At 68.1% G+C, this 24,294-nt stretch carries 16 protein-coding genes; 3 read left to right on the top strand and 13 right to left on the bottom strand.

Features of this window, described 5'->3' with window-relative positions:
• Positions 1-6 precede the first annotated feature (6 nt).
• From pks2 to mutA, 5 genes are all read right to left on the bottom strand, one after another.
• Entirely contained in the window at positions 7-6,279 is a 6,273-nt protein-coding gene (gene pks2, locus ACLBYA_RS09875) for a sulfolipid-1 biosynthesis phthioceranic/hydroxyphthioceranic acid synthase (protein WP_447709215.1), read from the bottom strand.
• Positions 6,280-7,014: 735 nt separating this feature from the next.
• Positions 7,015-8,319, bottom strand: coding sequence for an esterase/beta-lactamase LipL (gene lipL / locus ACLBYA_RS09870; RefSeq protein ID WP_447709214.1), 1,305 nt, complete (start codon positions 8,317-8,319; stop codon positions 7,015-7,017).
• A 109-nt stretch (positions 8,320-8,428) separates the two neighbouring features.
• The gene (gene meaB, locus ACLBYA_RS09865) at positions 8,429-9,403 is read right to left on the bottom strand and encodes a methylmalonyl Co-A mutase-associated GTPase MeaB (protein WP_447709213.1); all 975 of its coding nucleotides are present in this window, start codon (positions 9,401-9,403) and stop codon (positions 8,429-8,431) included.
• Positions 9,404-11,656: a methylmalonyl-CoA mutase gene (scpA, locus tag ACLBYA_RS09860; protein WP_447709212.1), complete on the bottom strand. Its 2,253-nt coding sequence runs from the start codon at positions 11,654-11,656 to the stop codon at positions 9,404-9,406.
• A gap of 1 nt (position 11,657) precedes the next feature.
• The gene (gene mutA, locus ACLBYA_RS09855) at positions 11,658-13,490 is read right to left on the bottom strand and encodes a methylmalonyl-CoA mutase small subunit (RefSeq protein ID WP_447709211.1); all 1,833 of its coding nucleotides are present in this window, start codon (positions 13,488-13,490) and stop codon (positions 11,658-11,660) included.
• A 152-nt stretch (positions 13,491-13,642) separates the two neighbouring features.
• Between mutA and ACLBYA_RS09850 the strand changes: the two genes are divergently transcribed.
• Positions 13,643-14,380: a TVP38/TMEM64 family protein gene (locus ACLBYA_RS09850; RefSeq protein ID WP_447709210.1), complete on the top strand. Its 738-nt coding sequence runs from the start codon at positions 13,643-13,645 to the stop codon at positions 14,378-14,380.
• A gap of 3 nt (positions 14,381-14,383) precedes the next feature.
• Here the strand turns inward: ACLBYA_RS09850 and ACLBYA_RS09845 are convergent, their stop codons facing one another.
• From ACLBYA_RS09845 to ACLBYA_RS09835, 3 genes are all read right to left on the bottom strand, one after another.
• Positions 14,384-15,727: a hypothetical protein gene (locus ACLBYA_RS09845; RefSeq protein ID WP_447709209.1), complete on the bottom strand. Its 1,344-nt coding sequence runs from the start codon at positions 15,725-15,727 to the stop codon at positions 14,384-14,386.
• A gap of 156 nt (positions 15,728-15,883) precedes the next feature.
• Positions 15,884-17,110 carry an SPFH domain-containing protein gene (locus ACLBYA_RS09840; protein ID WP_447709208.1) on the bottom strand — a complete coding sequence of 409 codons (1,227 nt, stop codon included), beginning with the start codon at positions 17,108-17,110 and terminating at the stop codon, positions 15,884-15,886.
• 35 nt (positions 17,111-17,145) lie between these two features.
• Positions 17,146-17,577, bottom strand: a complete 432-nt coding sequence (locus ACLBYA_RS09835) for an NfeD family protein (protein WP_447709207.1) — start codon at positions 17,575-17,577, stop codon at positions 17,146-17,148.
• Between the two features lie 58 nt (positions 17,578-17,635).
• On the opposite strand from ACLBYA_RS09835, the gene ACLBYA_RS09830 reads away from it, so the two are divergent.
• Positions 17,636-18,484, top strand: a complete 849-nt coding sequence (locus tag ACLBYA_RS09830; RefSeq protein WP_447709206.1) for a hypothetical protein — start codon at positions 17,636-17,638, stop codon at positions 18,482-18,484.
• On the opposite strand, the gene ACLBYA_RS09825 is transcribed toward ACLBYA_RS09830, so the two are convergent.
• Genes ACLBYA_RS09825 through ACLBYA_RS09810 form a run of 4 tightly spaced genes read right to left on the bottom strand, consistent with a single transcriptional unit; the run spans position 18,450 to position 22,050 of the window.
• Positions 18,450-19,496, bottom strand: a complete 1,047-nt coding sequence (locus ACLBYA_RS09825; RefSeq protein WP_447709205.1) for a ferrochelatase — start codon at positions 19,494-19,496, stop codon at positions 18,450-18,452. The genes ACLBYA_RS09830 and ACLBYA_RS09825 overlap by 35 nt on opposite strands.
• 8 nt (positions 19,497-19,504) lie before the next feature.
• Complete coding sequence (gene inhA / locus ACLBYA_RS09820; protein WP_447709204.1) at positions 19,505-20,311, bottom strand: NADH-dependent enoyl-ACP reductase InhA; 807 nt, start codon at positions 20,309-20,311, stop codon at positions 19,505-19,507.
• Between the two features lie 39 nt (positions 20,312-20,350).
• The gene (fabG1, locus tag ACLBYA_RS09815; RefSeq protein WP_447709203.1) at positions 20,351-21,106 is read right to left on the bottom strand and encodes a 3-oxoacyl-ACP reductase FabG1; all 756 of its coding nucleotides are present in this window, start codon (positions 21,104-21,106) and stop codon (positions 20,351-20,353) included.
• Positions 21,107-21,153: 47 nt separating this feature from the next.
• The gene (locus ACLBYA_RS09810; RefSeq protein ID WP_447709202.1) at positions 21,154-22,050 is read right to left on the bottom strand and encodes an AraC family transcriptional regulator; all 897 of its coding nucleotides are present in this window, start codon (positions 22,048-22,050) and stop codon (positions 21,154-21,156) included.
• A gap of 131 nt (positions 22,051-22,181) precedes the next feature.
• Here ACLBYA_RS09810 and ACLBYA_RS09805 point away from each other — a divergent pair, with 131 nt between their 5' ends.
• Positions 22,182-23,258 (top strand): aldo/keto reductase, encoded by a 1,077-nt coding sequence (locus ACLBYA_RS09805; protein WP_447709201.1) that lies wholly within the window; start codon positions 22,182-22,184, stop codon positions 23,256-23,258.
• Here the strand turns inward: ACLBYA_RS09805 and ACLBYA_RS09800 are convergent.
• Entirely contained in the window at positions 23,255-24,262 is a 1,008-nt protein-coding gene (locus ACLBYA_RS09800) for a VWA domain-containing protein (protein WP_447709200.1), read from the bottom strand. The two genes, ACLBYA_RS09805 and ACLBYA_RS09800, sit on opposite strands and share 4 nt — an antisense overlap.
• Positions 24,263-24,294 lie beyond the last annotated feature (32 nt).

The following is a 24,294-nucleotide window of genomic DNA, read 5'->3' as shown; positions in this document are numbered from 1 at the left end:
CTCTGATCATGACGGAACCGATACTTCTTCGGGGGCGAGAACGTCACATAGGCGATCCGCAAGCACCCGAATGGTTGAAATATCTGTCGATCCGATACGTATACCTGTCTCCGCTTCGATGCGGGTGCGTACCTCCAACGTGCCCAGCGAGTCCAGACCGTACTCGGCGAGCGGGCGGTCGGGGTCCACGGACCTCCGCAGGATCAGGCTGATCTGCTCGGAGATCATCCGACGCATCCGGGCCGGCCACTCGTCACGCGGCAGTTCGTGCAACTCTGCAAGGAAGGCACTGCCGGTGCTGCGCTGCCCGGTGGACTGGAACGCCTCGGCGAACTTGCTGCTCTGCGCGAACGCCGTCAGCCACGGTGTTCCGAGCACCGGGGCGTATCCACTGTAAGCCCTGTCATGGCGAAGCAGCGTCTCGAACGCGTACGCGCCCTCGGCCGGGGCGATCGCGGCATCGCCGGTCTCGGCCAGCGCGGTGCCCGCGCCGATCTCCGACCAGGGGCCCCAGGCGATGGCGGTGCTGGGCAGGCCCTGGCTGCGCCGCCAGTGGGTGAAGGCGTCCAGCCAGCTGTTGGCCGCGGCATAGGCGCCCTGGCCGGGTGAGCCGACCAGCGCCGCCGCCGAGGAGAACACGCAGAACCAGTCGAGTGTCTGCTTGGCGGTGGCGCGGTGCAGGTTCAGCGCACCGTAAACCTTTGGCGCCCAGTCACGTTCGACCAGTTCATCGGTGATGTTGGCCAGTGCCGCATCCTCGATGACGGCCGCGCCGTGCAGCACGCCGCGCAACGGTAACCCGGTCGCGCAGGCGGCCTCGACCAGTCGGTCGGAGACGCCGGGCTCGGCGATGTCACCACGCTCGACCTCGACCTCGGTGCCACCGCGGCGGATCCGCTCGATGGTCTCGAGTGCCGTCGCCGACGGGGCCGAGCGGCCGTTGAGGATGATGCGGCCGGCGCCGGACTCGGCGAGTTGCTCGGCCAGGAACAGCCCCAGCCCGGTGAGGCCACCGGTCACCACATAGGCCGAATCGGACCGGACCACGCGAGCTTCTTCGGGTGGCACGACGGCGTCGATCTGCCCGCCGTGCGGGATGTCGAGCACCAACTTGCCGGTGTGCTCGGCCGCGCCCATCACCCGGATGGCGGTGGCGCCATCCTGCAGCGGATAGTGCGTGGTCTCCGGCAGCGGCAACACCCCGTCGGCGATCTGCTGGTAGCAGACCTCCAACAGGCGGCGCAGTGTGTCGGAGTTGGTCAGCGACAGCAACGCCAGGTCGACGGCGTAGAACGACAGGTTGCGACGGAACGGGAACAGTCCCATGCGGGTATCGCCGTAGATGTCGCGCTTGCCGATCTCGACGAACCGGCCGCCGAAGGACAGCAGTTCCAGGCCGGCCTTCTGCGAGGCCCCGGTCAGCGAGTTGAGCACGATGTCGACCCCGTAGCCGTCCGTGTCCGCGCGGATCTGGTCGGCGAAGTCGGTGCTGCGCGAATCGTAGACGTGCTCGATTCCCATGCCGCGCAACAGTTCCCGACGTGCGTCGGAGCCTGCGGTGGCGTAGATCTCGGCACCGGCGGCCCGCGCGATGGCGATTGCGGCCTGGCCGACACCGCCGGTGGCGGAGTGGATCAGCACCTTGTCCCCGGCGGTGATGCGGGCCAGATCGTGCAGGCTGTACCAGGCGGTCGCGTGCGCGCTGGGCACCGCGGCGGCCCGGTTGGTGGGCAGTCCGGGCGGCAGCGTGACGGCGAGGTTGGCATCGCAGGTCACGAACGTCGCCCAGGCGCCGTCGGCCGAGATACCGCCGACCCGGTCGCCGACCTTGTGCCCGGTGACCCCGGGCCCGACCCCCGTGACCACACCGGCGAAGTCGGCGCCCAGCTTGGGCAGCCGACCCTCGAAGGACGGGTACCGGCCGAAGGCGACCAGCACATCGGCGAAGTTCAGGTTGGACGCGGTGACCGACACCTCGATCTGACCCGGGCCGGGTGCGACGCGCTCGAAGGCGGCCAACTCCAGGGACTGGATGTCCCCGGGTGTCCGGATCTGCAGGCGCATGCCCTCCCGGGCCGGGTTGACGACCGTGGTGCGCCGCTCGTCGGGCCGCAGCGCTCCGGGCACCAGCCGCGCCACGTACCACTCGCTACCGCGCCAGGCCGTCTCGTCCTCATCGGATCCGGACACCAGCTGTGCGGCGATCTGGGCGGCGTCGGTGTAGTCGTCGACGTCGATCTGGGTGGCCTTGAGCGCCGGGTGCTCGGTGCCGATCACCCGGATCAGCCCGCGCAGGCCGGCCTCGTCCAGATTGGCCGAATCCTCGGCGAGCACGGTCTGGGCGTTGCGGGTCAGCACGTGCAGCCGCGGCGCCTCCCCCGGTGTCTCGGGCAGCTCGCGCGCGATCTTCACCAGGTGGCGGACGTTGTCGCCGCCGCGCACACCGGACTGCTCATCGGTGACACCATGCCGCGGCGGGGTGACCACCAGGACATCGCCGAACGCGTGGGCGGCCAACTGCTCACGTAGCCGGGCCGCATGGGCGTCGTGATCGGAATGCTGCGGCCACACCATGGTGGTGACATCGACATCGTGGCTCTTGAGCGCGTCGGCCAGTTTGGTGGCGAGCAGGTCGGCCGCATCGGAGGTGCTGATCAGCAGCCAACGGCCGGCATCGTGGTAGTCGACCTCGGGCAGTTCCAGCTGGCGCCACTCGATGGACAGCAGTCGATCGTTGAACGTGCGGTCGCGCTGGCCGCTGTCGGAGACACCGGTGCCCAGCCGCAGGCCACTCACCGACAGCAGCACGGTGCCGCTCTCGTCGAGCACGTCCAGATCGACCTCGACCGCGGTGGCGGTGACGCTGATGATCCGCGCGTGGCAGTAATGCGCATTGCGGGTGGAACCGAACGCGCGCAACCGACGCACGCCCAGCGGCAGCATCAGGGTCCCGGTGGTGTCGCTGCGCAGTGCCGGGTGGGCCCCGACGGCCTGGAAGCAGGCATCCAGCAGCGCGGGGTGCACACCGTAGGCACCCTGCTGGGAGCGGATCGAACCGGGCAGCGCCACCTCGGCCAGCACCGAATCCGACTGGATGTCCGAGCCGTCGTTGATGTTCACCGCGACCAGACCCGCAAAGGCCGGGCCGTACTGGATACCGCGCTGGCCGTACCAGGTACGCATCTCGGCACCGTCGATCCGCACGGTGTGCGCGGCCAGCACGGCGTCGATGTCCACGGCGGCCGGGGTAACGGTCTCGGCGACCTCGCGCAGGATTGCCGACGCGCGCTTGACCTGCTCGCCCTGCAGATGGGTCTCCACGACGAAGGCCGACGATCCGGTACCCGTGACGGTCGCCGTCGCCGACACCTCGGTGTTCTCCTCCAGCAGCAGCAGCTGATCGAAGGTGATGTCCTGCACCTCGCCGGCCTCGCCGAGGGTGGCACGGGCCGCGGCCAGTGCCATCTCGCAGTACGCGGCACCGGGCAGCGACGCGACGTTGTGCACCTGGTGATCACCGAGCCACGGCTGGGTCTCGGTCCCGATATCGGCCTGCCAGGCATGCCGTTCGGGCTCTTCTGGCAGCCGGACGTGGGCACCGAGCAGCGGGTGCACCGCGATCGTCGCGCCACCGGGGGCCAGCTCGGACGGATCGCGGACCAGGATCAGCTCGCGGTGCGTCCAGGTCGGCAGCGGCGCGTCGACCAGGTTGCCCGCCGGGTACAGCACGTCGAGGTCGATCCGGGCGCCGGCGTTGTGCAGATCGGCCAGCACACCCCGCAAACCGTAGGGCAGTTCCTGCTCGCGCCGCACACTGGCCAGCGCGGCATGCGCGATGTCCAGGCTGCTGGCGGTCTGGTCGACCGCGTGGGTCAGCAGCGGGTGCGGGGACAGCTCGGTGAAGACGCGGTAGCCGTCCTCCAGGGCAGCCTGCACGGCCGCGGCGAACCGCACCGCATGGCGCAGGTTGTCCACCCAGTAGTCGGCATCGAAGTCGGCGATGTCCCGCGGGTCGTACAGCGTGGCCGAGTAGTAGTCGACGGTCGGTTCGGCCGGGTCGAGGTCTTCCAGGGCGTCGGCGAGATCGTCGAGGATCGGGTCGACCTGCGGTGAGTGCGAGGCGACGTCGACGGCGACCTCGCGGGCCATCACATCCCGGCTCTCCCAGTCGGCGACCAGTTCGCGGATGGATTCCTTGGCGCCGCCGACCACGGTCGAGCGCGGCGAGGCGACGACCGACAGCACGACATCGTTGATGCCGCGGGCGGCCAGCTCGGAGAGCACCTGCTGGGCCGGTAGCTCGACCGAGGCCATGGCGCCGGACCCGGCGATGGTGGCCATCAGCTTGGAGCGGCGGCAGATGACGCTGACACCGTCGGCCAGGGCCAGCACACCGGACACCACGGCCGCGGCGACCTCACCCATCGAATGGCCGATCACCGCGCCCGGGGCTACACCGTAGGAGCGCAGCGTGGCGGCCAGCGCGACCTGGACGGTGAACACCGTCGGCTGCACCTTGTTGATGCCGGTGACGGTCTGCGCGGCGCGCAGCTCCTCGGTGACCGAGAAGCCGGATTCGGCGGCGATCAGCGGTTCGATCTCGGCGACGGCCGCAGCGAAGGCAGGCTCGGCGGCCAGCAGCTCGGCACCCATGCCCGCCCACTGCGAGCCTTGTCCGGAGAACACCCAGACCGGGCCACGGTCACTGTTGGCCACGGCCCGCTGATACGGCGTCTCACCGTCGGCGACCTCGCGCAGCGCGGCGACCAGCGTGTCGTGGTCATGGGCGAGCACCGTGGTGCGCACCGGCCGATGCGCACGGCGACGGGCCAGGGTGTACGCCAGGTCGTGCAGGACGACATCGGAGCCACTGCCGGCGACCCAGTCGGCCAACCGGCCCGCGCTGCGGCGCAGTTCCTCGGCCGAGGTGGAGGACAGCACGAAGATGTGCGGGGCGCCCTCGACTGCCGTCGATGCCGTCTGCTGCGCAGCCGGAGCCTCTTCGAGCACGGCGTGCACGTTGGTACCGGACAGTCCGTAGGCCGAGACCGCGGCGCGCCGCGGCTGATCGCCGGCCGGCCAGGGGGTCACCGCGGCAGGCACGAACAGTTCGCTCTTGATGGCGGCCAGTTCGTCGGGCAGCCGGTTGAAGTTCGCGTTGGGCGGCACGGTCGCGTGCTGCAGGGCGAGCACACTCTTGATCAGACCGATCGTGCCGGAGGCCGACTGAGAGTGCCCGAAGTTGGTCTTCGACGACCCGAGCGCGACGGGCCCGTCGGTGCCGTACACCGCGGCCAGGCTGGAGAACTCGATCGGGTCGCCGACCGGGGTTCCGGTGCCGTGCGCCTCGACCATGCCGACGGTGGCCGGGTCGATCCCACCGGAATCCAGGGCCGCCTTGTAGACGGCCACCTGCGCGTCCCGGGACGGGGTGGCGATGTTGACGGTGTGGCCGTCCTGGTTGACCGCGCTGCCGCGCACCACGGCCAGGATGCGGTCACCGTCGCGTTCGGCGTCGGCCAGCCGCTTGAGCAGCAGCACACCAGAGGCCTCGCCGGGCACGAACCCGTCGGCGGCGGCGTCGAAGGCGTGGCAGTGTCCGGTCGGCGACAGCATGCCCTGGGCCGAGCCCGAGGACAGCTTGCGCGGTTCGAGCACCAGGTTGACGCCACCGGCGAGCACCAGGTCGCTCTCGCCGTCGTGCAGGCTGCGGCAGCCCAGGTGCAGGGCCAACAGGCCCGACGAGCACGCAGAGTCCACCGAGTAGGCGGGGCCGTGTACGCCGAGGTGATACGCGATGCGTCCCGACGCCATGCTGAAGTTGTTGCCGGTGAAGCCGTAGGGCCCCTCGATCGAATGGGCATCGGCGGCCAGCAGTTGGTAGTCGCCGTGGGTCAGGCCCATGAAAACACCGGTGAGCGAGCCCTGCAATGTCGCCGGGTCGATGCCGGCGTGCTCGATGGCCTCCCAGGCCGTCTCGAGCAGCAGTCGGTGCTGCGGGTCGACGGCGGTGGCCTCGCGGTCGCTGATGCCGAAGAAGTCGGCGTCAAAGCCCGCTACATCATCGAGGAAGGCACCCCATTTGGAGACCGACCGTCCGGGTACACCGGGCTCCGGGTCGTAATACTCGTCGGCATCCCAGCGGTCCGCCGGGATGATGGTGACGTGGTCCTCGCCACCGAGCAACGCCTGCCACATACGGTCAGGTGAGTCGATTCCGCCAGGCAAGCGGCACGCCATCCCGATGACGGCGACCGTTGTGACAGGTGTATCAACCACGTAGTTCAAACCTCTTCCAAGCGGTACTGCAGAACTGAGGGGCAACGGTGCCGCGGGCGGATCGTGATGCTCGCACCTTGCCAGGACTCGTCCGTGACTCGGTACCGTAGTCGTCTCCGTTGACGACGTCGTCAAAAACTGAGCAAATCCACTGGTGACTCTACAGCGTCAAGACCCGCGACGCGCAGGCTACACCAGCTACATCACGGTCATCCAGCAACTTCACGAAAACGCCTCCACCTGCGAATCCATTGTCATATTGACGTTTGAGTAAATGTGATTGGCGTCACCTTGTCAAGTCACACATTAGCCAAGAATTTCTCCAGCAAACCATTTTGGCGAGCTATGCACATTCTGGGAGCCACGCGCGAACCTGTGAATCAGCTGTTGGTCAGGCAGCCAATCACCCCGTTCAACGCCACTAGCTCAGTAAACAGGTGTCACACCCACCCCACTGGCGACGACGCGTTAGGTGTCGCCGAGCACATAACGTGCGCATCACAGCAAGTTCGCCAGAACGGTGGCAACATTTGACTACGTAACGGTATCCACCTTTAGCGACACGACCGACTTTCCGCGCCACCGTCCGCCGAATTGGCCTTCCAGGGGGCCTGGAACCCATTCCCGTAGCCAACTGCCGAGGTCACCAGCAATATCCCGTAACCGGCGGTATCGCGTGGTCGTTGCGGCGGCAAGCAAAACTTCGGGTAGCCGAAACCACGATCGGCGAACCCGTCAGACGGCCGCCGAAGCGGGTCCCGCAGAGGCCGCTCCGAGTCGCGGAATCGCGGAGAATCCGTTTCCCCGGGCATGTGCCGCACCGCGCCGGATCAATGCCGCAGTCGCCACGAACCCGGCCTGATCCGCGACCACCAGCGGGGTGAGGAGTCGGTTGTGCGTGTAACCGAACGCCAGTCCGGTTGCCGGGTCCGCCCACCCGAGCGAGCCGCCCAGCCCGACGTGACCGAAGCCGGGCAGCACACCTGGGAACGGCAACGCGTGGTAGCCGAGGTGGAACGCCATCGGCAGACCGATCGAACCGTCCGGATGCAGGCTGCGTGGCCCGGTCAGGCCGGCAACCAGCTCTCGGGACAGGAACCGGGTGCCGTCGATCTCGCCGCCGTTGGCGATCGCTCCGTACACCCGTGCCAGCGCCCGCGCGGTCGCGACACCGTTCGCCGAGGCCATTTCACTGTCGAGCAACGGGGTATCGCCCTGCACCATCGACTTCATCCCGGGGAAGTACAGCGCGCCCAGACCGCCGGAGAGCGGCAAGGCGGCGAGGTGCGGCGCCACGGCGTTGAAGATCGGGTTCTGCGGGTGCCATTGCGGGCCGATGATCTGCGCGGGCTGCGTGGGCGCAGACGCCTCCGGCCGACCCAGATGGATGCCGTCGACGTCGAGCGGGTGGGCCAACTCGGTGCGGAACAACTCGCGCATCCCGAGCCCGGTCACCGAACGGGCCAACCCCGAGATCAGCCAGCCGTAGGTCAGCGCGTGGTAGGCCGGTCGGCCGCGCAGCAGACCGGCCGGTGCGGCCGCGATGCGTTCCTCCATGCGCAGATGGTCCAGCAGCTCGGTCTTGGACACGCCGCCCAGCTGGGACAGTCCCGCCCGGTGCCGCATCATCTCGCGCACCGTGATCGCCGCCTTGCCATTGGCGGCGAACTCCGGCCAATACTCGGCGACGGGGGCGTCGTAGTCGATGAGCCCGCGGTCGACGAGCCGGTGGATGACGGTGGATGCCAGGCCCTTGGTGGCCGAGAACACCATGGCGCCGGTATCGGCCGACCAGCGTCGTCGGCCGGCGCGGTCGGCCCAGCCGGTCCAGACGTCGACGACGGGCACCCCGTCCAGGTACACCGCGAGCGCACCACCGCCGAATCGGTGGTGGCCGAACAGCCGGGCGAATGCCGACACGGCACAGGCGAAGTTGGGATCGGCCGCGCCATGTACACCGCGCGGCAGCCGGTGATCGCCGGTGTCCGCGGGTTCTCCAGTGAGCGCCGCGCTGCGCTCGCCGTCTATTGCGTAGGTCACAGTGCCAATAATTTACTCCGCAGCCCAGCTAACTATCGAGGGGCGTTACCTAACCGTGAGGACGTGGACGTTTGACGGACACGAAACGTAGTCCAGCGCACCCACGGTGTCAGTCCGCCGCATCGAGGATCTGTTGGGCGGCCAACGCCGGGGTCAGCTCGCCGTCGCGAACCTGGCGCTCCACATCGGTGCGGATGCGTTTCACCTCGGGATTACTGAGCACGCGGTCGAGCACCGTGTCACGGACCATCGACCAGGTCCAGTTGACCTGCTGGGTGCGCCGGCGCGCCGCGAACTCACCGGCCTCGGTGAGCACATCACGATGCTGCAGCACGGTCTCCCACAGTTGCACCAGGCCCTCGCCGGTCAGCGCACTCATCGTGAGAGCTGGTGGCCGCCAAAGGGTTTCACGCGGATAGATCAGACGCAGCGCGCCGGTCAGTTCCCGGGCGGCGGCCTTGGCCTCCACCGCATGCGGCCCGTCGGCCTTGTTCACCACCACGATGTCGGCGAGTTCCAGCACACCCTTCTTGATGCCCTGCAACTGATCGCCGGTGCGGGCCAGGGTCAAGAAGACGAAGGTGTCGACCATGTCGGACACGGTCACCTCGGACTGCCCGACGCCGACCGTCTCGACCAGGATGACGTCGAACCCGGCGGCCTCCAACAACACGATGGTCTCGCGGGTGGCGCGCGCCACCCCACCGAGGGTCCCCGAGGTGGGCGAGGGCCGAATGTAAGCGTCCGGATGCACCGCGAGTTTCGCCATCCGGGTCTTGTCACCCAGGATCGACCCACCGGTGCGGGTCGAGGACGGGTCCACCGCGAGCACCGCCACCTTGTGCCCGGCATCGATCAGATGCATGCCGAGGGCCTCGATGGTGGTCGACTTACCCACCCCGGGCACCCCGGTGATACCCACATGTAGCGCTGATCCCGCTTCGGGCATCAGTTCCAGAAGCAGCTCCTGTGCCTTGGCGCGGTGGTCGGCACGCGTCGATTCGACCAGGGTGATCGCCCGGGCCAGCGCCGAACGATCACCGCCTCGCAGCGCGCTCGCCAGTTCAACGACGGACGGGCTCATCTAGCTCAGGGTGTAGCCGAGTCGTTCGGCCAGCTTGCCCAGCAGTCCGATCGCGGCGTCGGCGATCACCGTGCCCGGCGGGAAGATCGCGGTCGCGCCGGCCTCATACAGCTCGTCGAAATCGCCCGGCGGGATCACCCCGCCCACCACCACCATGATGTCGGGACGGCCCACCTCGGCAAGCGCGTCACGCAGCGCGGGCACCAACGTCAGGTGCCCGGCCGCCAACGAGGACACCCCGACGACGTGCACATCGTTGTCGGCGGCCTGGCGCGCCACCTCGTCCGGGGTGGAGAACAGCGAGCCGACGTCGACGTCGAAGCCGATGTCGGCGAAGGCGGTGGCGATCACCTTCTGGCCGCGGTCGTGCCCGTCCTGACCCATCTTGGCCACCAGGATGCGCGGCCGGCGGCCGTCGGCCTCGGCGAATTTCTCCACCAGATCCGTTGCGCTGGACACTTTCCCCGCCTTCCCGACCTCGTCACGGTAGACACCGGAGATCGTGCGGATCTCGGCGACGTGGCGGCCATAGACCTTCTCCAGCGCATCAGAGATCTCACCGACCGTGGCATGCATGCGAGCGGCGTTGATGGCCAGCGCCATCAGGTTGTTGCCCAGGCCGTCCTCCCCTGCGGACTCGTTCTCCCCCGCCGCCCGGGTCAGTTCGGCCAGTGCCGCCTGACAGGCCTGCTCATCGCGTTCCGCGCGCAGCTTGTCCAGTTTGGCCAACTGCTCGGCGCGCACCCGGCTGTTCTCGACCTTGAGGACCTCGATCTCCTGGTCCTCGGCCACCTGGTACTTGTTGACACCGATCAGTGCCTGCACGCCGGAGTCGATACGCGCCTGGGTGCGCGCGGCGGCCTCCTCGATGCGCATCTTCGGGATGCCCTCGCCGATGGCCTGGGCCATGCCGCCGTATTCGGCGACCTCCTTGATGTGGGCCCGGGCCTTCTCGGCCAGCTGATGGGTCAGCCACTCGACGTAGTACGAGCCGCCCCACGGATCGATGGGCCGGGTGGTGCCGGACTCCTGCTGCAGCAGCAGCTGGGTGTTGCGGGCGATCCGGGCGGAGAAGTCCGTCGGCAGCGCCAGTGCCTCGTCGAGGGCGTTGGTGTGCAGCGACTGGGTGTGGCCCTGGGTGGCGGCCATCGCCTCCACACAGGTGCGCGCGACATTGTTGAACACGTCCTGGGCGGTCAGCGACCAACCGGAGGTCTGCGAATGGGTGCGCAGCGACAGCGATTTCGCGCTCTTCGGGTCGAACTGCGACACCAGTTCACTCCACAGCAGCCGGCCCGCCCGCAGTTTGGCCACCTCCATGAAGAAGTTCATTCCGATACCCCAGAAGAACGACAACCGGGGCGCGAACTTGTCGATATCCAGACCCGCGTCCAGGCCGGCCTTGATGTATTCGACACCGTCGGCCAGCGTGTACGCCAGCTCCAGATCGGCGGTCGCGCCCGCCTCCTGGATGTGATAACCCGAGATCGAGATGCTGTTGAACTTCGGCATCTTGGTACTCGTGTAGCCGAAGATGTCGGAGATGATCCGCATCGAGGGCTTCGGTGGATAGATGTAGGTGTTGCGGACCATGAACTCTTTGAGGATGTCGTTCTGGATGGTCCCGGCCAACTTCTCCGGCCCGACCCCCTGCTCCTCGGCGGCCACCACATACAGCGCCAGGATCGGCAGCACCGCACCGTTCATGGTCATCGACACCGACACACTGCCCAGGTCGATCCCGTCGAAGAGCTGGCGCATGTCCAGGATGGAGTCGATGGCCACCCCGGCCATGCCGACATCGCCGGACACCCGCGGGTGGTCGGAGTCGTAACCGCGGTGGGTGGCCAGGTCGAAGGCCACCGACAGACCCTTCTGGCCGGCGGCCAGGTTGCGCCGGTAGAAGGCATTCGATTCGGCGGCAGTGGAGAAACCGGCGTACTGGCGGATGGTCCACGGCTGATTGACATACATCGTCGGGTACGGCCCGCGGATGAACGGCGGCTCACCCGGGAAGGTGTCCAGCGGGTACCCCGCCTCGACCGCGGCGTCGCGGTCGGCACCGATGAACACCGGCTTGACGTCGATGCCCTCGGGAGTGGACCACACCGACTGCTCAGGTGTGTAGCCGTGCGCGGCCGCCGCGGTCGCGACCTGTTCGGTCACCGCCTCCGCAGTTGGTGTCACACCGGATTCGCCGGTCAGCGGTACGTCGGCGAAACTCCCGATCACGGTGGGTTCGGTGGCAGTCATATCAGGCCCCCAATCGGGTGAGCAGGGTCGAAAGAGCTTCGACGGCATCGATTTTTGCGGTCAGATACTCATCAGGCTTGTTTGTCGCGTCCGCGACGGCCTTGTCCGGTCCGGCCAAATACAGGTGTGCGACGCCGGCCGCGCGTGCGGCCGCCGCGATTTCGGAGACCTCGGTGCCGTACCGCTTGTCCGTGCCGCAGATGACGGCCACTGTGTGCTCACCGACCGCGGCGGCCACCCCGTCGGCAGCCACGGTGCCCGGGTTGACGGTCTCGACACCGCCGGACGCCAGCAGGTTGGCCGCGAATGTGGTGCGGATGTTGTGCTCGGCCAGCGGACCCAACGGCAACAGCACCGCCGACGGACGCACACCATGGGCGGCCAGATAAGCATCGGAGCGATCCCGCAGCGCCTCGAAACCGGCCGCGTAGCGCGCCACCGTGTCGGTCGCCTCCCTCGCCGCCGCCGGCAGCGGTTTCTCGGCCAGGTTGGGGAATTCGTTGACACCGGTCAGGGCGGTACGGCGATGAGCGATGTCATCGGCCCGGGCGTCGCGCACCGCGGCGATCTCTTCGGCCAGGTACTCCCGCGCCGCGACGAATCCGCCGCGGCCCTCCAGATCCTGGAAATGTGCCCAGGCCTGCTCGGCCAGGGCAGCGGTCAGATCCTCGATGAACCAGGAACCCGCACCCGGGTCGAGCACCTTCCCCAGATGCGACTCCTCCAGCAGCAACAGCTGGGTGTTACGCGCCATCCGCCGGGTGAAACTCGACGCCGTCCCGGGCAGCCCGCCGGGGATCGCGGCATCAAACGGCGCCACCGCCACGGTGTCCGCGCCACCGACACCGGCGCCGAAGGCCGCCAGCGTGGTGCGCAACATGTTCACCCAAGGATCCCGCCGGCTCATCATCGGCGCCGAGGTCACCGCATGCACCACCGCCGCACCCGCATCCGCGGCACCGACCACCTCGGCCACCCGCGCCCACAACCGGCGCGCGGCCCGCAATTTCGCGATCGTGGTGAACTGGTCGTCATCGGCGGCCAGCCGGAAACTGATCTGCCCCAGCGCCTCCGCTGTACTCAGGCCGCCCTCGGTCAGCGCCCGCAGATACGCCACACCCGCGGCCACCGCGCCCGCCAACTCCCACACCGCGCTGGCACCCAGATTGTGCAGCGCAGGCCCGTCTACGGTGATCGCCCGGACACCGCGACCACCGGCGACACCCGCGGCCACCGTGACCACCTCGTCCAGCGCGGGGGCGTCCCGCACGCTCAGCGGTGCGGTCAGCGGATCCGCGCCCAGATCCAACGACAGCCGCGACCGCTTGTCCTCGTCGAAATCGGCGACCAGGCCCTGCAGCGCCGCGCTCGCGGCCGAATAGTCCGCACCCGCGTCGACGATCACCGGTACCAGGTCCAGATAGATTCCGTCGAGCAGCTGACCCAACTCCGATACCGCCACACCCGCGGGGCCCAGCTTGAGCACCAACGCACTGGTGCCCTCGGTCAGCGCCAACAGCGCGGCGTTGTTCGTCGCGGCCGCCGACCCGGACCCAGCCCCGAATTCCTCGGCAACCTTCCAGCCGCTGAGCACATCGCGGCGGGCGTCACCGCCCCGCACGAACGGCCACACACCCGGCAATGCCGGCTCGGGCTGCACGTCGAAGGCGGTGTACAGCGGGCGCACCGCGAACCCCTCATACGTCGCGGTGTCCAGTAGGCGCTCCGGCTCCTCCGGCAGATCGGCCACATCCCGGCGCAGGCTCTTCGCCAGCACACCGGCCACCCCGGAGCGCCAGCGCTCGCGATCCGATTCCATGACGCTCGAGGACATGTGACTCCCGTTTTCGCAGTGTGGGGTGGGTGAACTCTCCATGAGGCTAAATGATCGTTACCACGACATCGTGGGGTGGGCGGCATCGGCGGCCGGGCCCGGCGCCGGTGCTACGCGGCCCGACGCCGGGTCGCCCCGTAGGGTTGGGAGACGTGAAACCCGTCGTCAGCACGTTGCGCACCGTTGTTGCCACGGTAGCCGCGACGGCTGCGCAGCTGCCGCGCCGACGGGTTGCGGGCATCGCCGTGACAATTGTGATCCTTGTCGCAGTTGCATTGCTGGTGCCGCTGCCGAGTGCGATGCAGTTACGTGACTGGGCGACTGCCGCGGGTCCGTGGTTCCCCCTGGTGTTCTTCGCCGCGCACACCGTGATGACGGTGTTCCCCTTCCCGCGCACCGCCTTCACGCTCTCGGCGGGGCTGCTGTTCGGCCCGCTCGTCGGGATAACCCTGGCGGTGGTGGCCAGCACGCTCAGCGCCGTGCTGGCCGTGGTGCTGGTGCGGGCGGCGGGCTGGCAGCTGAGCCGGTTGGTGCGCCACCCGCGGGTTGACACACTGGACGCCCGGTTACGCGAACGCGGTTGGGTGACCGTGCTGTCCATGCGGATGATCCCGGCTGTCCCGTTCGCGGTGCTGAACTACGCGGCCGGAGCATCGGCGGTGCGGCTGCTGCCCTACGCGGTGGCCACGTTCGTCGGGGTCATTCCCGGTACCGCTGCCGTCGTCATCCTCGGTGACGCGTTGACCGGCAACATCAGCCCGCTGCTGGTTCTGGTGTCGGCCTGCACGGCCGCCGTGGGAATCGTCGGGCTGGTCTACGAGGTGCGCGCGCATCGCAGGCACCACGGCCGCCACCAGGCCACCGAGGACAACCCCGCCGTCAACGGCTGAAGATCAGGCCGCGCGGTCGCTGCGGTCCAGGAATCGCACGACCCCCGGATTACCGTCGGCAGCTCGGGCCTTACGCCCGCGCGGAGTATGCAGGGCAACAAGCGATCCGGACCGCACGACGCCGAGCGGACCCGGTCCGGCGAACCGCCCGATACCGGCTACGTGGATGGCCCAGCCGGCCTTGGCCTGCCGGTAGCCGATCCGCACCCCGAGTGCGCAGATGACCAGCAGGCCGCCGACGCCGGGCAGCGCGACCGCGGCCAGCGCGGCCAGCGACAGCGGCAGCAGGACATCGTTGACCGCACGATCGAGTAACGAGTCCGGTGTGCCCGAGGCCGCGATACCCCGCAGGGCCACCGGAACCGGCGTGGCGACCGTCGCCCGCGGCAGGTTCGCGGTGGTGGCGGCCGACAGCAGCGCCGGCGCGACGGGCACCTCGGCGACCGACCCGGGTACGGGAGAACCGAGCGATGCGGGCACAAGCATCAGGTCGGCCAGTCCGGCCGGTGCGGCACGGTAGGCGGGGCGCGGCGCAGGCGGTGTTGCGACCGGTTCGGTCACCGGTGTCAGCGGAACACCCATCAGCGCACTGAGATCGGTCGGCAGAGCGGTGATGGCACCAGCCACGGAGCTGACCGAGGTGAGCATGTACTCGATCGTCGTGATGACGTCGGTGACCGGTGTGCGTGAGTTCGGCAGGGTCGCCAGCAGCGCCGGCAGGGCCGCGATGGTGTCGTGGGTGGAATCGAGCACCGTGGTGACGGTGTCGCCGACAGCCGCGACCGCCTCGGGCACCTTGGCGAAGGGCAGCGGCGGCCTGGTGGCGTTGGTGCCCTTGGAAGTCGGCGGGCCCGACGGGGTGCCGGCCGCGGACAGCGGGGCAACCTTCGGAGTGGGCGACGCAGTCGGCGTGGTGATGGGCGCGGTCACCGCAGGCGGCTTGGCCACCACGGTTTCCGACTCGGGCGCGACGATCTCGATGGCGACCTCGGGGGTGACATCGGGTGCGTCGGCGATCGATGCGGGACTGTCGGCCTCGTCGACGGTGGTCGAATCGTTACCGGCGGTCGACGATGACCGACGATCGGTGATCGATCCGAGCGAGGTGCGGATATCACGCAGGCCCTGCCGCAGGGACGACCCGAAATCGGTCCTGGGCTTGGGGCTCGATGACGGTGAGCTGCTCGTCGACCCGGAAGACCCGGTGGACTGGCTCTCGCTCGACGAGCTACCGCCGGCACCGGAGCTACCGGTGCTGCCGCTGCCCTCGTCGGCCGTGGCGAGCGCCATGGGGCCGCCGAGCAACAGCGCGGCGGACAGCACGCCGGCACCCATTGCGCCCCGCACGCATGCTCTCGTCATAACGCCGCCATTTCGTCATTGCGCCGGCAAAAGGTTCAGTCAGGTGTCAGCAACTGCTCAATATGCCATTAGACCATCCACAAGGCCCCGTGGCAGCAAAATAATTGTACGGGGGCGTCAAACCGATGCCGGGCAATGCGCTCAGGGCGCGCGGTGGGTGCCGGCACCCGGCTGTGCCAGTGGCGGTGTGGGTACCCCGCCCAGGGCATGCGACTGGGTCGGTGCATCCAGCGGAGCGGCCGGTGTGGCCCCCAGTGGCGGCACCGGGGTACGTGCCTCGGCCTCGGCCTTGGCGACGGCCTGGGCGATCGCCGGGTCGGTCTCGGTGGAGAACCAGTCGGCAACCTCGGCCGCATCTTCCGCATCGGTTTTCGCCGGGTGGTCGTCGACCGGCGTCGGGGTGTACCGGAATACGCCGTCGGATCCCGGCGCGCCCAGCATCTTGGTGAACCCCTCCAGGGCGGATCCGAAATCACTGGGCACCAGCCAGACCTTGTTGGCTTCACCCTTGGCCATCTCGGGCAGTGTCTGCAGGTACTGGTAGGCCAGCATCTCCGGGGTGGGGCGGCCCGCCTTGATCGCGGCGAACGTCTTCTCGATGGCCTTGGCCTCACCCTGTGCCTTCAGGTATTGCGCGGCCCGCTCACCCTGGGCGCGCAGCATCCGGGACTGCCGGTCGGCCTCGGCGGCCAGGATCGCGGCCTGCTTGGCCCCCTCGGCCGACAGGATCTGGGCCTGCTTCTGGCCCTCGGCCTGTTTGATCGACGCCTCGCGGTTGCCCTCGGCCATCAGGATCATGGCGCGCTTCTCCCGGTCGGCGCGCATCTGTTTCTCCATCGACTCCTGGATCGACGGCGGCGGGTCGATGCTGCGCAGTTCGACACGGGCGACCCGCAGGCCCCAGCGGCCGGTGGCCTCGTCGAGCACGCCGCGCAGCTGCCCGTTGATCGAGTCGCGCGAGGTCAGGGTCTGCTCGAGCGTCATCCCGCCGACCACATTGCGCAACGTGGTGGTGGTCAGCTGCTCGACACCGACGATGTAGTTGCTGATCTGGTAGACCGCGGCCTGCGGGTTGGTGACCTGGAAGTAGACGACGGTGTCAATGTTGACGGTCAGATTGTCCTCGGTGATCACCGGCTGCGGCGGGAACGAAACCACCCGTTCGCGCAGATCCACCCGGGCCCGGATCTTGTCGACGAACGGCAACAGCAGGGTCAGTTGACCCGACACCGTCTTGCTGTACCGGCCGAGTCGCTCGATGACGGCGGCCTCGGCCTGCGGAATGAGCGCCACCGATTTGGCCACCACGATCACGGCGAAGATCACCAGCACCGCTAGCAGGACCAACCCTGCGATGGCACCGTCCACTGTGTCCCCCTCTGATTGTCTGGTCGATCGCTGGTTTAGTCGATCTTGGACACGACCGCGGTGGCTCCGTCGATGTGCACGACGGTCACCTGGTCGCCCTTGACGAATACATCGTTGTCGTTCAGTGGCCGCGCCGTCCAGATTTCACCGTCAAGTTTCACCTGCCCGTCGTGGCGCGACACGTCGATCAGGACCAACGCACCCTTGCCCTCCAACGCCTTGGCCGGGTCGAGCAGACCGCCGCCGGACTCCATCCGGCGCCGCAGCGCCGGGCGGACAAGTACCAGAAGCAGCACCGAGACCACCAGGAACACCGCGCCGTCGGCCCAGATCGGCCAGTCGAACACAAAACTCGCACCGGCAGCGGCCAGCGCGCCACCACTGAGCATCAGCAGGAACATGTCGCCGGTCAGGGCTTCCGCACCTGCCAGCCCCAGCGCTGCCACCAGCCAAATCCATGCGGGCATGTGTGTCAGCCTAGCGAATCCGGCCGTACCCGCGACTGACAACTACACTGCGGAAACTATGTGGTGTCCGAGTGCTTCGCTGACGGTCTGGGTCAATGCCTGGCTTGCAGGCGTCGCCGCGCCCGACGACGTGCTGGACTCGTTATCCCAGTGGGCACCAAAGCATTCCGTCACCGCCTACGATTCGGTGGCGGCCGGGAACACCGGGCTGCCGTGGCCGGACCTGAATCATTCGGGCACCATGAGCCTGCTGCAGACCATGCGGACCGCGGCCGGCCGCTCCGGCTCGGCACCGACGCTGACCCTGGTGATGCCGGTGCCCGGTGATGTCCGGGGCCTGCCACCGGACACCCAGTTCCAGCGGGACGCCATCAGCGTGGGCGAGGCCATCATCGTCGGCACCGATCCGGCCCGCTCGGTCGGGATGGTCCCCGAGTACATCTACGAGGATGTCGACGATCCGGATTTCGAACCGGATCCGGTGTCACTGGCGTGGACGGTCTACTCGGTGCCGAGTTCGGGCCACGTCGACCATTACGACCTCGGCGATGCCGAGTACACCTTGCGGTCGGCGGTGCGCTCGGCCGCGGACGCCCTCGGCGCGTTGAGTGCCGGGATCGGCGCCGCCGATATCGACGATCCGCGGGGCATGGTCGAACAACTGCTGGAGGCCACCCGGCTGCACCGCATCCCCGACCATGCGCCCGAGCGGGCGGTGCGGGTCCTGGAGAACGCGGCGCACGTCGACGCCATCATCACGGCGAGCTCCGGGCTCATGCCGATCGGGCTGCAGTCCAGCTCGGAGGTGCGGATCGCCTCGGACACCCTGCGACCGCTGGCCTCGGTGGTACGGACCGCACGGTTGGCTGCGATCAGCGCGATACTGTATTCGGCCTGGCAGCGCTGACCGGCTCGCACGCCGGGGTGCAGAACGCCCCGTCGATGCTGCAGCCGTAACCCGGAACAGGTTGCGGGCCAACGACCCTGAGCGCATCCCGGCCGGTGCCCAGTTCGTCGATCAGGTCGATCACCAGTTCGGCGAACCGGCGTTGGGCGTTCGGCGTGCCGGCCCGCGCGAGTGATACCCCCGCGGCGGCGGCCTGCTCGGCCAATTCGTTGTCCAGGTCCCAGACCACCTCGATGTGATCGGCGACAAAACCGATCGGGCACACGATCACCGCGTCGACACCGAGGGCAACCAGGGCATCGAGGTGATCGCCGACATCCGGTTCCAGCCACGGCACCTGGGGCGGACCCGACCGCGACTGCCACACCACGTCGAAATCGTCATACCCGGCCGCAGCGGCCACCAGGCGCGCCGCGTAGCCGACCTGACGTTCGTAGAGATCGGGGCCGCACCGGTTCGCCGCACGAAACGGGATCGAATGCGCGGTGAACACCAACCGGGCCCCGGCGCGCCGTGGCGCCGGAAGTGTCTCCGCGGCATCGGCGATCGCATCGGCGAACATCGCCACGAACAGCGGATGGTCGAAGTACTGCCGGAGCTTCACCAGTTCCGGTGCGGTCTGCCCCACCGCCGAGCGGGCCCGGACGATGTCCTCCTGGTACTGCGCACATCCGGAGTAGCCGCCCCAGGCCGAGGTTGCGAACACCGCTGCCCGCCGCACCCCGTCGTCACGCATCTTCGCGACGGTGTCCTCGGCGAACGGTTCCCAGTTCCGGTTGCCGAAGTACACCGGCAGGTCGGTCACCTGTTCGATCTGCTCGATCAGCGCACGGTTGATACCGTTGATCGGTGAGACACCGCCGAAATGGTGATAGTGCTCGGCAACCGCCTCAAGGCGCTCGGGTGGGATCCCCCGACCGCGGGTGACGTTCTCCAGGAACGGCATCACCTGGTCAGGACCCTCCGGGCCGCCGAAGGACAACAGCAGCAGCGCGTCAAACGAGGTGGGCACGACGTGCTTTACAGCAGCTGGGTACTGGCGCCGCCGTCGGCGTAGATGATGGTGCCGGTGGTGGCGGGCAGCCAATCCGACAGCAGGGCGCAGACCGTCTTGGCCACCGGCGTCGGATCCTTCATGTTCCAGCCGACCGGGGCGCGCTGGTCCCAGCCCTCTTCGAGCAGACGCATCTGGTCGCCGGCCTCGGCACCCAGCGCACCACCTACGATGGCGCTCATGGCCAGCGTCCGGATCGGTCCTGCCGCAACAAGATTCGAGCGCACACCGAACGGTCCGGCTTCGCGGGCGACAAAGCGGTTCACCGATTCCAGGGCACTCTTGGCGACCGTCATCCAGTTGTAGGCCGGCATGGCGCGGGTCGGGTCGAAGTCCATCCCGACGATGCTGCCGCCGCTGTTGAGCACCGGCAGGGTGGCCTTGGCCAACGAGGCGTAGGAGTACGCCGAGATGTGAATGCCCTTGGCGATGTCCTCATACGGCGCGTCGAAGAACGGGTTCACACCCATCCCGGTCTGCGGCATGAAGCCGATCGAGTGCACCACACCGTCGAGCTTGTTGCCCTCGCCGATCACCTCGGTGATCCGGCCGGCCAACGAGTCGAGGTGCTCGGGGTTCTGCACATCGAGTTCCAACAGCGGGGCCGGGTTGGGCAGCCGGTCGGCGATGCGCTGGATGAGCTTGAGCCGGTCGAAACCGGTCAGCACCAACTCCGCGCCGGCCTCCTGGGCCTGCTTGGCGATGTGGAATGCGATCGAGCTGTCGGTGATGATCCCCGTGACGAGGATGCGCTTGCCTTGCAGAAGTGTCATGTGTTGCCTTCCTTGTGCTTTCTGGTGGCCCAGTGCCTGCTAATGCCCCATGCCCATACCGCCGTCGACCGGGATCACCGCGCCCGCGATGTACCCGGCGTCCTCGGAGGCCAGGAAGCTGACCGCTCCGGCGACATCCTCGGCGGTACCGACCCGCTTGGCGGGGATGAATTCCAGTGCGCCTTCCTGGATCCGCTCGTCGAGGGCGCGGGTCATCTCGGTATCGATGTATCCGGGGGCCACCACATTGGCGGTGACACCGGCTTTGGACAGCTCACGCGAGATGGAGCGGGCCATCCCGATCAGACCCGCCTTGGCGGCCGCATAGTTGGCCTGGTTGCCGATTCCCCACATGCCCGAGACCGAGCCGATGTAGATGATCCGGCCGAATCGCTTGCGCTGCATGCTGCGTGACGCCCGCTGCGTGACGCGGAAGGCGCCGGTGAGGTTGGCGTTGATGACCTCGGAGAACCGCTCCTCGGTCATACGCATCAGGAAGGCGTCCTTGGAGATGCCTGCGTTGGACACCAGCACCTCGACCGGACCCTGGTGTTCCTCGACCTCTTTGAAGGCACGGTCGACGGCGTCGTTGTCGGTGACATCACAGACGACGCCGAACAGGCCCTCCGGTGCACCGGAGCCGCGGTGGGTGACCGCCACCCTGTGACCGTCGGCGGCCAACCGCTGCGCGATCGCCAGGCCGATACCCCGGTTACCGCCGGTGACCAGGACAGAACGGGACACGAACGCGGGACGGCCGACCGGAGCGTCGGGGGTGGCTTCGCTGTCACTCATATGGCTCAACTTAGTGCCTGACCGGCGCACGCCCGAAATCGCCCCGATCACGGCAGTCGCGCCGCCGGTGCGTTCAACCGGGCCGCATCGCGGCCCGGTGGGGCACCGAACATCCGTCGGTACTCCCGGCTGAACTGGGTGGGGCTGTCATAGCCCACCAGGTGGCCGATGCCGGCGATATCGCCGGCATCGGAGGCCAACAGTGTCCTGGCCTCCTGCAGCCGGATCTGCTTCTGGAACTGCAGTGGACTCATCGCGGTGACGGACCGGAAGTGCCGGTGAAAGGCCGACGCGCTCATCCCGGCCATCGCCGCGAGGTCGGCGATGCGCAGTGGCTCGGCGTAGTTCTGCCGGAGCCATCCGATGACGTGGTTGACGTGGGCCACACTGCTGCCGGCGCTGCCGATCTGGCTCACCACGGCCCCGTGCGGGCCGGTCAGCAACCGCCACAGGATCTCCCGCTCGATCAGCGGTGCGAGCACCCCGGCATCACGGGGCTGATCCAACAGCCGGACCAAGCGCAGCACCGCGTCCAGCAGTTCGGGTGGGGCCGGCCCGGTGGACATCGCCGTCGCCGCGGCGGCGGGTCGCGGTCGCACACCGCCCTGCAGCAGCAGTTCGGCGATGACCAGCGGACGCAGCACCATACCGATGCCGAGCGCCGGATGGCGCTCATCGGCGCCGATGAAATGCCCACTCACCGGGAGTTCGGCGGAGACCACCAGCACCTCGCCGGCCCGGTACTCGAACACCTGGTCACCGAGCAGCAGCCGCTTGGCGCCGGCGGCCATCACCACCAGCAGCGGTGCGGTCAACGAGTACTCCGGATCGGACGTCGTGGCCCGGGACAGCAACAACCCGTCGACGGATGTCGACGTGTCCGGCGCGACGTGGGCCTCGACGAGCGCGCGAAGCTCGGCGAGCGGATGCATGTGCCCAGTCAAGCATCTGATTGTTCAATACCACCAAGATAGACAGGATCAGGCAAGAGTGCGGTCGGATCGGTCTACCGCCACCGATACCCGCGGCGGTTGTATGGAGAACGTTCATCCGACCCCATCAAGGAGCACATCCCATGTCACTCGACCACTACGTCACCCTGGGCCGGTCCGGGCTGCGTGTCAGCCCTTTTGCACTCGGCGCCATGACATTCGGCGAAGATGCCGGCGGCGCCGGCTGTAGTGTCGCCGAATCCGAGGCCATCATCGAGAGCTACCTGGAGCGTGGCGGCAACTTCATCGACACCGCGAACTTCTACACCAACGGGCACTCCGAGAAGATCCTCGGTGACTACTTCGGAAGTCACCGGCAGCGGCGGGATCGTGTCATCCTGGCGACCAAGTTCTTCACCAACATGTCCCCCGGCGATCCCAACGGCGGTGGTGCCGGTCGGCGGTCCATCGTGAACCAGCTGGAGGAGAGCCTGCGTCGGATGCGCACCGACCACATCGACCTGTACTGGCTGCACAATTGGGACCGGTATACCCCCGTCGAGGAGACCATGCGCACCCTCGACGACCTTGTCCGAGCGGGCAAGATCCGCTACATCGGGTTCTCCAACATCCCGGCCTGGGTCACCGCCCAGGCTCAGACCATGGCGCAGCTGAAAGGCTGGACACCACTGATCGCCCTGCAGATCGGCTACTCACTGCTCAATCGTGGTGTCGAGGCCGAGATCGCACCGCTGGCCTCGGATCAGGGCATGGCATTGGTGCCGTGGAGCCCGCTGCAGAACGGTTTCCTGTCAGGCAAATACCGGCGCGGGGCGCAGGTCACCGACTCGGTCCGGGCGGCGTATGTCGGCGGTCCGACCGAGGACGAGTACACGGTCATCGAGACGGTTGCCGCCGTGGCCGACGAACTCGCCACCACCCCGGCCGCCGTGGCACTGGCCTGGTTGCGGGCTCGGGAAGGCACCGTCATCCCGATCCTCGGCGCGCGGCGGATCGCGCATCTGGAAACCAACCTGGCCGGCCTCGACATCACCTTGGACGCGGAGCAGTTGCAACGGCTCGACCTGGTGTCGGCACCGGATCTGCACGTCCCGGTGGAACCCGAACTGCTGGCGGCATTGCAGTTCGCCGGTGCGACGGTGGACGGCCGGGCCTCGCTGGCCTATCCGCCGCTGGCCGTCGGGACCGTCCGCTATTAGCCGGGCAGGCGGCGGTTGATCAGCAGCGCGGCCAGCGCGGCGAACGCCAGCATGACAGCGCCGAGGCGCAACCAGCCGACGCTGGCGTCACCCTTGATGGTCTCGTAGCCGATCTGCTGCTGCAGCGAGCTGAACACCTCTTTGAGCTGTTCCAGGCTGGACGCGGTGAAGGCTTCACCGCCGGACAGTTCGGCGATCTTGGCCAGCATCTCGTCGTCGACCGGCACCGGCTGGCGTTGCTCGTTGATCTCGACGTAGCCATACGGGGTGCCGAAGGACACCGTCGAGATCGGCACGCCCTGGTCCTTGGCCGTCCGGGCCGCGGTGTACGCGCCCTTGGGGTTGTCCGGGTTGGACGGCACGGTTTCCTTACCGTCGGACATCAGCACCACCCGGGCCGGCGGGGGCTCGTCCCCGCCGCCGATCACCGCTCCGACGGTCGCGATGGCCTGCAGTGCGGTGAAGATGCCCTCACCGGTCGCGGTCCGGTCGGCCAGTTGCAGCTTGTCGATACCGGCCTTGGTGGCCTCGCGATTCGTGGTCGGCGACACCAGCACCGTCGCGGTACCCGCGTAGGCGATCAAACCCAGGTTGATACCCGGGGTGAGCTGATCGGCGAACTGTTTGGCGGCCTCCTGGGCGGCCACCAGTCGGCTGGGGGCCACATCGGTCGCCCGCATCGACTGCGAGACGTCGATCACGAGCATCACCACGGCGCGGTTACGCGGGATCCGGACATCGTTGGTGGGTCCGGCCATCGCGATGGTCAACAGGCACAGGGCGGTGATGAGCGCGATCGCCGGCAGGTGTCGCCACCGGGTCGGTTGTTTGGGGGCAACCTTTTCCAGCAGTTCCATGTTGGCGAACCGCAGGATCCGCTTCTGTCGCGCCCGCTGCACCACGATGTAGAGCGCGACAAGGCCGGCGACGACGAGCAGGAACAGGAAGAACCAGATGTGTTCGAAGCCCGACAGACTCATCGGGCCGAGCAACGGCAATGTCATGTGCAGCTAGTCATTTCAGTCGTTTTCATCAA

The sequence above is a fragment of the Mycobacterium sp. C31M genome (assembly GCF_053345865.1).
The sequence above is the reverse complement of the archived record's forward strand: the minus strand, read 5'-3'. Positions and strand labels throughout refer to the sequence as shown.